The organism is Paenibacillus sp. JT31N11, assembly GCF_056269285.1.
Genome location: NZ_JBWDNQ010000007.1, coordinates 28,483 through 45,108, shown reverse-complemented (window position 1 = coordinate 45,108; position 16,626 = coordinate 28,483). Strand labels below are relative to the sequence as shown.

8 protein-coding genes are annotated in these 16,626 nt (G+C 52.7%); 7 read left to right on the top strand and 1 reads right to left on the bottom strand.

Features of this window, described 5'->3' with window-relative positions:
* Window positions 1–188 precede the first annotated feature (188 nt).
* The 6 genes from AC0YNV_RS22875 (at window position 189) to AC0YNV_RS22850 (ending at window position 9,919) form a co-directional block, all read left to right on the top strand.
* Entirely contained in the window at window positions 189–1,121 is a 933-nt protein-coding gene (locus AC0YNV_RS22875) for an ABC transporter permease (protein WP_475770079.1), read from the top strand.
* 18 nt (window positions 1,122–1,139) lie between these two features.
* On the top strand, window positions 1,140–2,036 hold the full coding sequence (locus tag AC0YNV_RS22870) for a carbohydrate ABC transporter permease (protein ID WP_475770078.1): 897 nt from the start codon (window positions 1,140–1,142) through the stop codon (window positions 2,034–2,036).
* An 80-nt stretch (window positions 2,037–2,116) separates the two neighbouring features.
* Window positions 2,117–3,805: an ABC transporter substrate-binding protein gene (locus tag AC0YNV_RS22865; protein ID WP_475770077.1), complete on the top strand. Its 1,689-nt coding sequence runs from the start codon at window positions 2,117–2,119 to the stop codon at window positions 3,803–3,805.
* A 195-nt stretch (window positions 3,806–4,000) separates the two neighbouring features.
* Entirely contained in the window at window positions 4,001–6,466 is a 2,466-nt protein-coding gene (locus tag AC0YNV_RS22860; RefSeq protein ID WP_475770076.1) for a glycosyl hydrolase family 95 catalytic domain-containing protein, read from the top strand.
* Between the two features lie 37 nt (window positions 6,467–6,503).
* A complete protein-coding gene (locus tag AC0YNV_RS22855) occupies window positions 6,504–7,535 on the top strand; it encodes a hypothetical protein (RefSeq protein WP_475770075.1) in 1,032 nt (343 codons plus the stop codon).
* Window positions 7,532–9,919: a glycoside hydrolase family 95 protein gene (locus AC0YNV_RS22850; protein WP_475770074.1), complete on the top strand. Its 2,388-nt coding sequence runs from the start codon at window positions 7,532–7,534 to the stop codon at window positions 9,917–9,919. Before AC0YNV_RS22855 ends, AC0YNV_RS22850 begins: the two co-directional genes overlap by 4 nt.
* Window positions 9,920–11,178: 1,259 nt before the next feature.
* Here AC0YNV_RS22850 and AC0YNV_RS22845 read toward each other — a convergent pair.
* A complete protein-coding gene (locus tag AC0YNV_RS22845) occupies window positions 11,179–13,854 on the bottom strand; it encodes a family 78 glycoside hydrolase catalytic domain (RefSeq protein ID WP_475770073.1) in 2,676 nt (891 codons plus the stop codon).
* Between the two features lie 322 nt (window positions 13,855–14,176).
* Here AC0YNV_RS22845 and AC0YNV_RS22840 point away from each other — a divergent pair, with 322 nt between their 5' ends.
* Complete coding sequence (locus AC0YNV_RS22840; protein ID WP_475770072.1) at window positions 14,177–16,540, top strand: helix-turn-helix domain-containing protein; 2,364 nt, start codon at window positions 14,177–14,179, stop codon at window positions 16,538–16,540.
* Window positions 16,541–16,626: the final 86 nt, after the last annotated feature.

The window sequence follows — 16,626 nt, the reverse complement described above, 5'->3', positions numbered from 1 at the left end:
TAAAATGCTGCACCATCCCGGTTTGCTGCACATTTGCTTCAATCTATTCCGGTGCACATTCCTTGGGACATTCATCTTGCGGATGCTCCACCCGTTTTTCTATACTTTGGTTGTCACGGCCGACGACAGCAGCTAAGGCAGCAAACAGGAGGGTCATATCCGCTTAAGAGGAGGGAGGGGTTATTGCAATGACCGGCATGAAGGCAACGGGAAAACACACATTCAAACAGATGGCCAAGGTATGGCAGCTGTATCTGCTTATCTTACTGCCTGTCATTTACATTGTTATTTTCAAATACGGCCCCATGTATGGGGCGCAAATTGCGTTCAAGGACTTCTCCGTGTCCAAAGGGATTATGGGAAGCGAGTGGGTTGGCTTCGCCCATTTCAAGGAATTCTTTCATTCCTATGAGTTTACGAGAATCCTGAAGAACACGGTCGGATTGAGTCTTTACACGCTGCTTGCAGGATTCCCGCTGCCCATTATTTTCGCATTGAGCCTGAATTATGTCGGCAACCGATCCTTTAAAAAATCGGTGCAGATGATTACATTCGCCCCCTATTTTATTTCGGTGGTGGTGCTGATCGGGATCATGCTGCAGTTCCTGGCGCCCAGAACCGGTATAATCAATATCATTATCGGCTGGTTCGGAGGCGACGCCATTAATTTCATGGGAACGCCGGGTTATTTCAAGACGATCTATGTCGCATCGGACATCTGGCAGACGATAGGCTTCAACTGCATCATCTATATTGCCGCACTGACGGGCATCGATCCGTCCCAGCATGAGGCGGGCATTGTGGACGGGGCGACCAAGCTGCAAAGAATTTGGTATATCGATCTGCCGGGCATTCTGCCGATCGCGATCACGCTGTTTATTTTGAATACGGGCCATGTTCTGGATGTCGGATTCGAGAAGGTGCTGCTGATGCAAAACCCGCTTAATATGAGAACCTCGGAAGTCATAGACACCTATGTGTACAAGCAGGGATTGACGTCCATGGTGCCCAATTACGATTATTCGACGGCAATCGGATTATTTAAATCCTTCATTGGCCTGGTTCTGCTGCTCACTGTAAACAAGATTGCCAAGAAAGTCGGACAAACCAGCTTATGGTAGGAATAGGAAGGCGATAACATGGAATACAAGTTTTCGCAGCAATCATGGGGTGACCGTTTATTCTCCATTGTGAATTATGTGTTTCTGGCATTCATGGCGCTGCTCGTGCTTTACCCGCTTATCTATATTGTGAGCGCATCCTTCAGCTCCTCCAATGCGGTCATCTCGGGACGCGTCTGGCTGTGGCCGGTGGAGCCCAATCTGGAAGGCTACAAGGCGATTTTCAAGAACAGCATGATTACGACAGGGTTCACAAATTCCATTATTTATACGGTCGCAGGCACCTCCATCAATGTCATACTTACGGTATTGGCTGCATATCCGCTGTCACGGCATGATTTTGTCGGGAGAAATTACTTTATGTTTCTGTTCGTCTTCACGATGATGTTCACCGGAGGACTCATCCCGACCTATCTGCTCGTTCAGGATTTAGGCTTGACGGATACAAGGTGGGCGATGCTTCTGCCGACCGCGCTATCCGTATGGAATATGATTATTACCCGGACTTATTTTCAGACGACTCTACCGACTGAAATGCTGGAAGCGGCGCATCTGGACGGCTGCAGCGATCTGAAGTTTTTATGGAAGATCGTGATACCGCTTTCAGGTCCAATCCTCGCCGTTATTACGCTGTTTTATGCGGTGAGCCAATGGAATCAGTATTTCAACGCGTTAATCTATTTGAAGGACCGGGATTTATATCCGCTGCAAATTGTGCTGAGGGAAATCCTCGTGCAGAACCAGGTTGATCTTAACATGCTGACAGATGTGGAGCAGGCGGCGAAAAGAGAGGGGCTGCGGGAGCTTTTGAAATATTCGCTGATTGTAGTATCGTCCGCGCCGCTGCTGCTGATTTACCCGTTTGTCCAGAAGTTTTTTGTCAAAGGCATTATGATCGGATCGTTGAAAGGCTGATTCATTGAAAGCGGGCTCGTCACCAAGTAAACATTAACTGCCACAAGGCATCCATTTCTCTCATCATAGGAGCGTGTAACATGAAAAAGGTCGTCATGTCCGGAATTCTGGCTCTGCTGTGTCTGGCCGTTATCCTTGCCGGATGTTCAAGCAATACGAATAATACCAATAATGCGGCGAATCAGCCGGCGGAGGCGGATAACGGAGCCGGCGAAAGCGCTAACCTCGCGACTGCGGCGGGCGAGTTTCCGATTGTCAAAGAAAAAACGACATTGAAAGTGATGGTCATGGGCGACGCCAACGTGGAGTCGTTCGATGATAACGAATTCACCAAATGGTACGAAGAAAAAACGAATGTCCATGTGGAATGGGAAGTCGTTCCCCCGATGAACGCGCAGGACAAATTGAATTTGACGCTTGCCGGGGGCGATCTGCCCGACGTTATTATGAACTTCAACGTGCCTGCGGCCCAGCAGATGATTTACGGTCAGGACGGCGTTTTCCTTGAACTGTCTGACCTGATCGAGAAATACGGCGCCGAGACGAAGAAGATGTTCGAAGCGAATCCCTTGATCAAGCAGGTTTCTACCGCTTCAGACGGTAAAATCTATTCGCTTCCGTATGTCAGCGATTGCTACCACTGTACGGTTGTCCAGAAAATGTGGATTTACCAGCCATGGCTGGATAAATTGGGCTTGAAGATGCCGACCACAACGGATGAGTTCTACAATGTGCTGAAGGCATTCAAGGAGCAGGATCCGAACGGCAACGGAAAACAGGATGAGATTCCGTTTGCGGGCTCCATTGCGACACCGGGAAACAATATAGACAGCTTTGTTATGAATGCGTTCATTTACGATAATTTGACGCATGACAACTTCGGTTTGCTGCTTAAAGACGGCAAAATCGATGCGGCTTTCAACAAGCCGGAATGGAAAGAAGGCTTGACCTACCTGCATAAGCTGTACCAGGAAGGGCTGATTTCTCCTGAATCCTTCACCATGGATAATGACCAGTTGAAGCGTATTGGCGAAAACCCGGATGTACCGATACTTGGAGTTGCCGCAGCCTTTCATATGGGCAACTTCACGCAGTTCAACGGGGAAAGCGGCCGCTGGCTGCAGTACAAGGCGGTTCCGCCGCTTAAGGGACCAGGCGGTCTGCAGGTTGCCAGCAATACGCCTTACACGGCTGTCACCGGACGGTATATCATTACGAATGCCGCCAAGAACCCCGATGTAGCCATGCGCTGGGCAGATGCCTTCTATACGCAGGAAGTGCTGCTGAACGGGAAGTATGGCAGAGAAGGCGTCGAATGGAAGTACGCAGATGAAGGACAATTAGGCATCGACGGCAAGCCGGCGCTCTTCCAGGCAATTACGCCGACCAGCGGCGCGCAGAGGATCAACTGGTATAACAGCTTTCCGATGAACGAAACCAACGAGTTCCGTCTGGGCTGGGCCGTGACGGATCCGGAGGCTTCAGTTGAGCCGATTCTGTACAAGGAAACGCAGAAATACGAGCCGTTTAAGATACCCGAGGAAGAGGTCATTCCTCCGCTGTACTTTACGACGGAGCAGTCCAATGAAATCGCCAATTTGAAAGCGACGATCGACGGACAGGTCCGCGAGATGAATGCCCGCTTTATTAGCGGCGACGCTGATCTGAGCAAGGAATGGGACGCCTATATCAAGCGTCTGGACAGCATGAATTTATCCCGGTATATCGAGATTTACCAGGAAGCGTACGATACGATGACCAAAAAATAAAGCTCTGCGAAACTGTGCAGGGATAAGCTCCGTGAGAAGAAACTGGCTGGCCGCGGCTTAAGAGCGGCCAGTCCATTCTTCTTTGCCTTATAGCATTTATAATTTTCACTCCATTAAGGGAAGAAACTGACTTTGCCGCCGCAGGGCGGCGAAGCCGTTTCTTCTTATCCAATATTCCATGGATACGAGGCGAATATGATGGTCGAACCTAGGTCAAGCTCTACCTTTACGCCAGCCGGTCAGGCTGCCCTGCATCCGATCGTCTGCAATCGGATCGCGCCGGATTTTTTCTCCGGGGCGCTGCTCGGCAACGGCGGCATGGGAATCGTCGTCACGACCCGTCCCGATGCGGTTATTCTTCATTTTTCCCACAATAATGTATGGGATCAGAGAATCGCCGAACAGGATGCGGGGAAGGTCGGCACATTCAGCGAAGTGTTCGAAAGATTGAAGCAGCTTCCCGATAATATCGGATCTCTGGTAGAGGACGATTGGTACCGGGAATACTGCCTTATGCTCAAAGAAACCTATAACAAGCCGTACCCCCGGCCGATGCCTTGCGGTTCGGTTCTTCTTGGCTTTGACCGCCGAAAGGCGGAGGTACTGGGACATACGGTTCATATCTCAAGCGGCTTATGCGAGGTGCGCTTCCTGGTGGAGGGCATTCCCGCAACGCTGCGGATTTTTGCGGAGGCCTCGCGGGACCGGCTGTGGATGAGCTTTGTGAATGAGGCCGGACTCCCGATTGCCGCGCCATTCGACCGGGTGCGGCTTATTCCCGATCCGTCCACACCGAAGGAAATCCCCGCGGCGGAATGCTCGGCGGATATGAAGGCGGCATTCCTGTCCATGAGGCAGGTTCTCCCTTATCTGGAAAGCGGAACTGAGCGCCACAGCAAGGACAAGGCGTTCCGTCTGACGCTGGGCTTATCCGGCGGTTCGCTTGCGCAATTGTCCGTGAAAAATGAGACCCGCAATGGCATTGTGGCGACGCATCTTGACGATTATATGAGCGGAGATAGCGCGCATATACTGGAGTATAAGGTAAAGCCGGAAGGTCCGTTCCTGGCGGCAGTCGACCTGGAGGAAGGAATGGACGCGCATGTTTCCCGTTCGGTCGGCTTTCCCGGGGACAGGGACATTCGGTACGGCGAGATGGCTGCCTGCTTCGAGAGCACCAGGGAGGCCTATTCCTCTTTCTGGAACCGTTCCGGCGTTCTGCTTGGAGACAAGGAACTGGAGAAAATCTGGTACTGGAACCTGTACTTCTTCCAATGCGGCGTAAAAGAGGGGGCAACTTGTCCCGGATTGTTCGCGAACTGGACCTATGATACCATCGGTTCCGCCTGGCATGGCGATTACCATTTGGATTACAATACCCAGCAGCCGTTCTGGCTGGCTTTCTCCAGCAATCATGTGGACCGCCATTTGCCGTATGTGGAGATGGTGCATCATATTACGCCTGTCAGCAGGAGATGGGCCGAGGACTATTACGGTCTGCGCGGCGCCTTCTATCCGGTCTCGGCTTTTCCCGTCGATATGACGATCAATCCCAGTGCCGGACCGCCCTTCGGGTGGGTCATGTGTACGACTCCGTGGGTGGTGCAGAGCTTGTGGTGGCATTATGTCTATACGATGGATAAGGCGTTTCTGCGGGATAAGGGCTTCGAACCGATCAAGCTCGCCGTACTGTTCATGGCGGATTATATGACACGCCCGGATGCCCAAGGCCCCCGGTGGGGCGATGACCGCTATCATATATTCCCGACGGTTCCTCCGGAGCTGTACGGATTGATGCCCGGATTCAAATATAATGCTGACAGCCTGACGGATATTACGCTGTTCAAATTCGTCTTTCGTGCCTATGTGGAGGCGTGCGCGGCGCTGGATATCGAGGTTGAGGAAGCCGCGCTCATCGGTGAAGTGCTGGATATTCTGGAGCATCTGCCCGATTATCCGACAGCTCTGTCGCAGGAGCGGGGGGAAGTTTTCGTATCCGTGCGGGGAGAGGATCCGGAAATGGTGTACAACACCCCGAACAGCGCGTTCACCGTATTTCCGGGGGAGGATCACGGCCTGCATTCGCCTGAAGACATCTATGAGATCGCCTGCAATTCATACCGCAACCACCGCAACGAAGGAGGCAACGAGCTAGTTTTCCATAATCTGCAGGGCGCGCGGCTCGGCATTCTGGATTTGGAGAGGTTCAAGCGGCAAATCGAATACTGCATGATGCCGAACGGGACCTGCACCGATATGGTGCTTCAGGTCGGCGGCCGCTATAAAGACACGCTGAATTTCGATTTTATGTCGCGCATGGGCGTATGGTTTGAGAATACTGCTCTGCCAGTCGTAATCAACGAATGCCTGCTGCAAAGCTACAATGGCATCCTCCGCCTGTTTCCGAACTGGCCGGGCGAGCGGTATGCGGAATTCCGGACACTGCGCGCCGCAGGAGGATTTCTGGTCAGCGCGGCATGGGGAGACGGGGCTGTGCAGTGGCTTGAAGTGCAGAGCGAGGCGGGCGGGAAGCTTCAAATATATGCGCCGTGGGAGAACGGGACCGCCTGCGTTAGAGGTATGAAGAGAGAGACGTTTCTGGGCGATATTGCGCTGGACACAGTGCCGGGCGAGCTTATCCGCTTTACGAGGCATGGATGATCACGGAAGCTATTAAACAAATTCGGAGGGATCTTCAATGAATATTGCGCCTTATTTGACCCCTTATAAATACGGCAAGCCGGTATTGACAGGCTCGGGTCTGCCGGATCATTTCGATCAGAATGCGGTCGACTGCCCGTTTGTCTTTCAGCATCAGGACCGCTTCTACATGATGTACGTGGGATTTAACGGAATTGGCTACCAGACCGCGCTGGCGGTTAGCGAGGATCTTCTGAATTGGGAGCATCACGGCGTTATTCTGGAGCGGAACGATCTGTCGAACTGGGATTCCAAAAATATTGCCGGCACCTGGATGCTCAGAGAGAACGAGCTTGAGGCGCCGCCTGTACTGAAGAAATGGGACAATAAGTATTGGCTTGCCTACCACAGCTATCCCGAGGACGGTTATGAGGAAGGCTCCGCCAAGATCGGTCTGGCCTATACGGAAGACGAGAATTTATTGGAGTGGCACCGCCTGCCTGACCCGATTCTGACTCCCGAGGAAGGGGAGGACTGGGAGAAGGGCGGCCTGTACAAGGAATGCCTGGTTGAACATGAGGGCCTGTTTTATTTATTTTACAACGCCAAGAACAAAAACACATCCGGTTGGGTGGAGCAGACGGGCCTTGCAACCTCCGCGGATTTGAAAACCTGGATCCGCTACGAGCATAATCCGGTGCTTCGCGTATCGGAAGAAGGCTGGAAAAGCGCTTTTGTCAGCGATCCGTGCGTTTTGCGGAGCAAGGACGAATGGGTGATGTTCTTCTTCGGTTATGATTACAGACGGGCCCAGGAAGGGGTGGCTGTCTCTTCCGATCTGTTCAACTGGGAGGCCTATCCGGAACCTGTCATCCGTCTTGGTGCAGAGGGGGAAATTGATTCGACCTATGCCCACAAACCAACGGTTATAACGCATAACGGCGTGTTATATCATTTTTACTGCTCGGCAAGGCCGTCGCAGGACGGAGACCGGACGCGCAACAATAACGGCAGGGAATTCCGCACGATAACGGTTGCAGCCTCCCATGATGTATTTCAGCGGGTTTTGCCAGGGGGGAATGAGCAGTGAAGCTTCATTATGACCATCCTGCGCGAAAATGGACGGATGCGCTGCCTGTCGGCAACGGCCGGCTGGGGGCGATGATTTTTGGCAGCGTGGAGGCGGAGCTGATCCAGCTGAATGAAGATTCCCTCTGGTCCGGAGGGCGTCAGGAATGGGAGGCTCCCCGCGCCAAGGAATCGCTTCATGCTGTGCGGGAGCTGCTGAAAGCAGGCAAATACGTGGAAGCGGGCATCGGCTGCAAGCAGCTGATGGGTCCCTACAACGAAGCCTATATGCCCTTGGGCGATCTGCGCATTCAGTTCGAGCACGGCAATCTTGCCGCTTCTTATGAACGGTCCCTTGATCTGCGGGACGGAATCTCCCGCGTCAGCTACATGATCGGAGATGTCCGGCATACGCGGGAAATCTTCGCTTCTTACCCGGATCAGGCGATCGTCGTCCGTCTGGAAGCGGATAAGCCCGGGATGCTGAGCTTCCACGCCCGTATCGGAAGCCAGCTCCGCTTCCGGACTGCCGCTGCCGGGAATACCCTGATTATGCAGGGCAGCGCGCCGGAGTATTGCGGGCCTAACCATCAGAACCCGGACAATCCCATTCAGTATGGCGATTGGGATGAAACCGATGCGGTTCGCTTTGAAGGCAGATTGGGCGCCAGACATGAGGGAGGCTCGATGACCGTTGATCATGATGGCCTGCATATTTATGGAGCAACCTCTGCAACGCTGTATTTCTGCGCTGCGACCAGTTTTAACGGCTTCGACCGCCCGCCGCGCACGGAGGGGAAGAACCCTTCTGGTCTATGCGGGGATTATTTGACAAACGCGCTGCAGAAAAACTACGATCAAGTCCGCGGCGATCATATCGCCGATTATACCGCCTTGTTCAACCGTGTGGAGCTGCATCTGGGAGAGCCGCTTGCTCCTGCGAATATGACGACCGAGCAGCGGATCAAAGCCTACGGCGGGCGCGACCCGGGTCTTGTTGAGTTGTTGTTCCAATATGGCCGCTACTTGATGATCGCCAGCTCCCGGCCCGGCTCCCAGGCTGCCAATTTGCAGGGGATCTGGAACAAGGACACGCGCCCGACCTGGAGCAGCAATTATACGATTAATATCAATACGCAGATGAATTATTGGCCGGCTCTGGCGGGGAACCTGGAAGCCTGCCATGAGCCGATGCTGGATTTCGTCGCGAATATGGCGAGAAGCGGGAGGAAAACGGCGGAGATTTATGGTTTACGGGGTTGGATGGCCCATCATTGCACCGATATCTGGTGCCTGACCTCGCCAAGCGGCGGCTATGGCAACGGCGAGGCCCATTGGGCAAGCTGGTCGATGGCGAGCCCATGGCTGTCCCAGCATCTATGGGAGCATTACGCTTTCTGGAAAGACGAGGCTTATTTGCGCGACACGGCTTATCCGATTATGAAGGAAGCCGCCTTGTTCTGTCTGGACTGGCTGTTCGAGGACGAGAGCGGTTATCTGGTTACCGGTCCGTCGACATCGCCGGAGCACAGATTCCAGACCGCGGACGGTTTGGCTGGCGTCAGTCTTGCCTCGACCATGGACATGCAGCTGATCTGGGATTTGTTCTCCAACTGCATGGCCGCATGCGAGGTGCTGGAGGCCGACGATGAATTCAGGCGGGAGCTGGCTGCCGCCCGCGACCGGTTATATCCCATGCAGATCGGCCAATACGGACAGCTGCAGGAATGGTTTCGGGATTTTGAAGAGCAGGATGTCCATCACCGCCACATTGCCCATATGTTCGGCGTTTATCCGGGACGTCAGCTGACGCAGCGCGGCACGCCTGACTTGTTCGCCGCAGCCCAGCGTTCGCTTGAGAGGCGCGGAGACGACGGGACGGGCTGGAGCCTGGCCTGGAAAGTTGGCCTGTGGGCCCGTTTCGGCGATGGCAACCGGGCGGCATCCTTTGTTCACAAGCTGCTGCAATTTTGCGAAACCGAGGAGAAAAACTACCACTCGGGCGGTGTTTACGCCAATCTGTTCGACGCGCATCCGCCGTTCCAGATCGATGGGAACTTCGGCGTCACAGCGGGTATTATCGAGCTGCTGATGCAGTCCCATCAGGACTTTATCGAATTTCTTCCCGCTATTCCCGACGAATGGCCTGACGGGTATATCAAAGGCTTAAGAGCGCGGGGAGGCTTCGAGGTCAGCCTGAATTGGAAGAACGGCAGGCTGACGGAAGCGGAAATCGTCTCCCATGCCGGGGGGATATGCAGCATCCGCTGCGAGAACCCGTTCATTATCACGGCGAGAGACAGATCGGTTGCGACGGTATCAGTGGAATCGGATATTGTCGCATTCGCGACAGAGAAGGGCGCAACTTATCGAATTTCCCGGGAAATGGCGGAGATGGGGCTCTGACGGAAATCGCAGAAATCGCATCACAGTTTCATACGGCTAAACCGGACTTCGGTCGGTGATATGCTGGATCAGGGATATGCTCGCGGTAAGGCGGAGGTAGTGGTGAATGGCCTGCCAACCGTGGAGAAGATAAGCTATTACCGCTATTCGCTGAGTAATCTGTCTTCGCAGGTCACCATCTACGGATCAGGCTCAAGAAGGGATCCATTATGAGGCAGGATGCCCAAACAGTCTCATTGACGGCAAGCCGGCTGTTAGCTACCGGGGAAATTGGCCGTCTCGACATTGGGCAGGATATCTATCCCTCGGGTGGGCTCCAGGGACCAGTCCGAATTAGTCTCAATAACGATTGAGGCATCTGCCTGCTGACAGGCAGGACAAGAAAAGGCAAGAGGCTGTCGCTCGTGCGGATTTCATCCGCGGGAAGCGGCAGCCTCTTGCTACTATCAAGCCAACCCGAGATTCCTGCCGGGCCCTGCTTGACTATATTGGATCAATAAGGTTCATTCACTTCTATAATTTTTTAAAAGGGTTAAGGGCTTGTCATCCCCTTTTAAAAAGCAACAGCCGGTTCTCCTTCTTTTACATAGTAGCAGCTAGCTATAAATATATTTTTGTAGCTTACACACTGGAGCCGTCATTTGGAATTTGCGGTCGCTGCAAGCAGGAAAAACCGGCATAGAGGGAGAAGCGACCGGTGGAAAGAGCTGCATGGCCCATGTAGCAAGGTTTTTCCTCGCTGCAGCGTCGGGATAGAGACGGAGGCGCGCTGCAAGCAGGAAAAACCGGCATAGAGGGGAAAGCGACCGGTGAAAAGAGCTGCATGGCTCATGTAGCAAGGTTTTTCCTCGCTGCAGCGTCGGGATAGAGACGGAGGCGCGCTGCAAGCAGGAAAAACCGACATAGAGGGAGAAGCGACCGGTGAAAAGAGCTGCATGGCTCATGTAGCAAGGTTTTTCCTCGCTGCAGCGTCGGGATAGAGACGGAGGCGCGCTGCAAGCAGGAAAAACCGGCATAGAGTGGGGATGGGACCGGTGAGCTGGAATAATGGAGCAGAAAGGCAGCGGCAGTGAGATTTCTCCTTGCTGGATCGTGCGAATAGAGGCCGAACTCGCTGCAAGCAGGATTAACCGGCCAAGAGGATGGTGAGGCATCATCCTTCGGTGTAAAATAATCGCCCTGTCCTTTCCAAAAGGACAGGGCGATTATTTTGTCGCAACCGTACCGTTCATCCGCAAATCACAGCTGTGGCGCGGTGCTCAAACCGCCGATTCAAAATAATAATTGCCGGAGTTCACCCGCAGCACGGCGCAGCCGCCCTCGTAGGCAACAACCTTGATATCACGCGATTCCTCCAGCGCCGCATGGCTCTCGCTTACGCACGCGAGGGAAACCGCAGGCACATACAGAGTGCCCGTGCAGTTGACGGGAATCGAGATTTCGAGACCGATCCGGCGACCGCCGAGGAGGTTCCAGCTGATCCGCGCTTGCCCGCCAGGCAGCTTGCCTGTAACTTCGAGATGATCAAGCTCCAGATCAATGTAGGGCTTGATGGTAAAATCATAGGTCTGCTCAGCGGAATTGAATTCGTAATCCAGACCGCCCAATCCCCGGTACAGCCATTCCTCCAGATGACCCAGCATAAAATGGTTTTGCGATTTGCCTACTGTCGGCCCATCCCATGCTTCCGTCAACGATGTGGCTCCGTGTTCGATCTGGTACCCGTAGCTTGGATAGTCCGTTTGGGCGGCCATCTCGCAGATGATGTCGGACCGGCCATGACTCGCCAGCGCCAGCAGAACATAGCGGTGTCCTACATCGCCTGCAGTCGTATGGTTAAGGCGGTTGTGAATATCCGCAACCAGATTGGCCAGCACCCGGGAGCGGTACTGCTCCTCGACCAGCCCGATAGCCAGCGACATCGCGTTGGAAGTCTGGCTGCCGGTTGCGTACTGGCAGGTCGCCGGATTGAAGAATGTACGGTTATAGGCGTTTTTGATGGACTGGCTCAACACACGGTAGCGTTCTGCATCCTGTTCCCGGCCCAATTCACCGGCAATTCGGGCGAATACCGAGACAATCTGGTAAAACATGGCCGTCTCCGGCAGCGCAATGGGGGTGTTCTGCGCATAACCTGGGCCATTCTCGCCAATATCGTACCAATCGCCAAGGCCATCCTGGATAATGAACCCTTCCGAATTAGCCTCCAGATAACGGATATACCGCTCCATACCGGTAAATTGCCCGGTTAATACCGTGGTGTTTCCGCAGGTCCGGAACAAATTCCAGCAGTTCATGATATAGGCGGCACCCCAGGAAACAGAGTGGCGGTACTTGCTCAGCTTTCCGTCGAATACGATATATTCCGGCGCGGTAGTAGGGACCAGGCCGCTTGGGAGCTGGGCTTCGCGAATATCCTCCAGCACCTTCAGCATCAATGATTCAACCGGATAATTGTACAGGAGGGAAGGACCCATGAGATGGGTTTGCTCCAGCCAGCCGAGCTTCTCCCGGTGAGGGCAGTCCGTGAACACGCTTTTCATATTGCTCAGGATCGCCCAATTAATAATCTCGTGCGTTTTGTTCAGCATAGGATTTGAGCTCATGAAGCTGCCTGATGCCTCGATATCCGGATAGATCATTTGTCCTTCTGCGGCAATCAGAACGGGAAGCCCGCTGTCTGCCGCCTGCCCGCCTTCGACGGCAATATTCTCAATTTGCAGATACCGGAAGCCATAATACGTAAACCGGGGGCTCCACACCTCGGTTCCTTCCCCCTTGAGGACATAATTGAATTCATAGGGGGAACCGGAATCCCGCTGATCGGCCGAACCGTCGGGGTGCAGCAATTCAGAAGGGAGCATCCGGATCGAAGCGCCACGGGGACCCTTTATGGCAATTTGAACCCAGCCCGAGAAATTTTGGCCAAAATCGATCGTATAAACATGGGGACGCTGCGGCACGATTGAGACGGGATGGAAAGTCTTCATGACCTTTAGCGGCGGGATTTGCTGCGCCTTCAATACGCCTGCGGGAGCTTCCGCATTGGCTGCGCGTCTCCATCCGCTGCCGGGGATGAATCCGGGCAGATCCCAGCCGTCTTGCTCCAGCCGGGCGTCATAGTCTTCTCCCCCATACATGCAGGAGAAGGTCAGGGGAGCGCAGGCGGTCATCCACTGGCCGCTGCTGGTAACGAATGCTTTGCTGCCGTCGGTATAAGAAAGCTCCAGCTGAATGAGACATTTGGGCCGGCCGAATGAGTGCTTGAATTTCGTGTATCTTCCGCCGGTTACGTTATAGAACCCATTGCCGACTATCGCTCCAAGGGCATTTTGTCCCTGCCGCAATAGAACGGTGACGTCATGGACCGCATACAGACAGCTTTTATCATAGTGGGTCCAGCCCGGATCGAGCACGCGCTGCCCAACCTTCAGACCGTTGAGCCGCAGCTCGTAATGACCTAATCCGCATATATATAGAACGGCTCCAGCCAGGGGCCTGTCCACGGTAAACTCATTGCGGAACAAAGGGATGCTCCCTGCATCCGCGTCCGGCCCAATTTCGGGCGTGCCGATCCATTGGGCAAGCCAGTCCGAAGAGCGGAGCAGGCCCATTTGCCACCAGGAGACAGCGCTCTCAGACAGGACATTGTCCTGATCCCGAACCTGAACCTTCCAATAATACCGTTTACGTGATTCCAGGGGTTTTCCTTCATAGGGAATGTGCATATTTCTCGCACTGCGGATTTCGCCGCTGTCCCATATTCCAGCTTTGCCGTCCTGCACTTCTTCTTGCGTCCCGGAAACGATGATCCGGTATGCGGTTTGCTTCACGGAGCGTCGCTGCGAAGAGCGGAAGCTCCATCCAAAGTCTGGATGCCCGACATCCAGTCCAAGCGGACATTGTTGGCCTTCAACAAACAGGTCCTTTATCATCTGCTTATTCCTCCTTCAAACTGATTTTCGACTCTGCTTATAGGGTGGAAACTTAACCTTGCATATAGTTTAAGAAATAGGCGCAGCTCAAGGATATAAGTAAATGCTGAGAATGGTGCACATTCCCTGAACGCCGGATATGCAATAATTCGGGAATATACACGGCATACAAAAGGAATTTGCATTTGAAAATTAATGTGCATTACCCAATAATCGGGTTCGCCTCAATATCCGGGATATGTTATTCTGGGTTCACAGAAAAAGAAGAGCCTGTATCGGCGTCGGAAAGCGCTTACTTATTTTCAAAGGGGGAGACAAAGAAGTGCTGAGAACAATTAGAGAGAACAATAAATCCATATGGCTGCGCTTTTTTGTTCCATATCTGATTATTTTGATCGTACCATTGCTCATAGGCCTGTTTGCCTATACCAAGACATCCACGATTATGTCGAACGAAGCGGCCAAATCGAATCTGCTTCTGCTGGACCAAGCGAAAACGACCATAGACCGCAGACTGTCCGATGTGGAAATGCTGGCCCAGCAGCTGATCACCAATACCGGCGTGCTCAGTTTTCAGGGGATCCGCGAACCGTTCAAGGATACGAATCTGATCCGGCTGCTGGAAACCAGGAAGAGCATCGCCGACTACGGGCTGTACAATAATTTCATACTGGACTATGCCTTGATGTTCAAGAACAGCGAGATTGCGCTAACTCCGCATAAAACCTATACGCTGCCCAAGTTTTATCAGGACTATATGACCTATACGGATATGGATTACCAGACTTGGTACGATCAATTTCTGAAGCCTTATCACAAAAGAGAATATTTCCCGGCTCAGCCGGTTCGTTTGGCGGGCAAGAATGTGGATTTGGTCACTTATATCCAATCGATGGGGCTCTCCAGCAATCCACAGGGTGCCATCATGGTGCTGATTGACAATAAAGAGCTTATGCAGCTGCTCAAGGGGGTGGACGTTTCCAGCGGGGGATGGGCTTATATCGCCGATCAGAACGGAAACATTATCACGGGGGCCTCGGGCGCCGGAGAAGAAGGGGTGAAGCCGGTCAGTCTTGACGCCAAGCGGCCATCCGGATTTTTCAATCATCAAATCGGTTCCAAAACAATGAGCGTAACGTACACGACCTCAACCTACAACGGATGGAAATTCGTAGCCGTTCAGCCCACTTATGTGGTCATGGACAAAGTCAATTATATTAAGCGGATCACATTGATCGTACTTGCGGTTTCCTTGCTGCTGGGCTTGTTCTGTGCGCTTTATCTTTCGTACCGGAACAGCAGGCCGGTGCAGACGATCATCGCCAGAATTTCCGACAAGCTCTCCTTCGAGCATATTCGGGGCAAGGACGCATACGGCTTCATCGAGAATACGATCGCCCGGCTGATCTCCAACAATGAGGAGCTGGAGACCGAGATTGAAGCCCATAAACCTTTCCTCCGGGCGGCTTTCTTCCAACGGCTGCTCGCAGGAAGCTTTATGACACTGGAGGAAATCAAGGCGCAGCAAAACCATATACGGATCAACCTGGACGGCAGGTTCTATATGGTGGCGCTGCTGCAGTTCGAGAAAAACGATCATTTCGATAACGCGGATCTGCTTCAGGAGCTGGATATCAAAAGAGTTGTGGCCAAGGAGGTCATTCGTTCTTTGTTTGAATCGGATGTCTATTTTCATGACGCCGGCGAGAATAAAACCGCTATGCTGTTTGTATGCAATTTTGATGATCTCGATGAGTGCCGCCGGAACATTACGGAGAACCTCATGAAAGCGGAAGAACTGCTCGGTCATCAATTCCAGGCGAAATCAGATTTTGCCGTAGGCGGAAGCTACAGCAATCTTCTAGAGGTATCCCGTTCCTACGAGGAAGCTATGCGGGCTTTGAATTATAAGGTCTCGGAGCTTACCGAGGGAATCGTCTGGTACAGCGACCTGCCAAAAACAAATGAAAATTATGTTTATCCCGGCGATGTCGAAATCCGGCTGATCAACTATGCGAAGGTGGGCAACAAGAAGGAAGTCAGTGAAATTCTCGAGCAGCTGTATAAGTGGAATTTTCGGGACCGCAAGCTTTCCGCCTATATGTTCAGGTTGTTTTTATATGAATTGTCGGGCAGTTTCATCAAGCTGATTGATCAGGCTTCCATATCCGAGGCGGAAATCAGCGAATTTGTTGACAATATGATCAATCAGGATCAGGTACACAACCAGAGCCGGATGTTCGAGTCCGTGACGGATACGTTTCTGAAAATATGCGACACGGTGGAGCTTCGCAAAAAAAGCCATAACAACGAGATGATTCAGAATATCATTGCTTTTCTGCAGGAGGCTTATGTAGATGAATCGCTGAATTTAAGCGCGGTTGCCGACCGGTTTCACATCTCGGAGATGTATCTGTCCCAGTTCTTCAAGGAGCAATCGGGCGTCAACTTCTCCAGCTACATTGAGGACCTCCGCATGAATCAGGCGAAAATTCTGCTCGGCGCAACCAAGCTCTCCGTGAACGAAATCGCAGCTGCGGTCGGCTATAATTCCTCCAATACATTTTGCCGCGCATTTAAGCGCATACATGCGACAACGCCGTTGGTATACCGCAAAACGCTGGGGAAGAAGAAGGATATTCTGATTACCCAAGACCGGATACAAAAAGCTGTACAGGATAAATAGATATGATGTATATTGTTAAATGTTTAATTCATCACATGAATATCAGCAAGCGGTTTTCGTTTGGAGAATCATAAGGAGGAACGAAA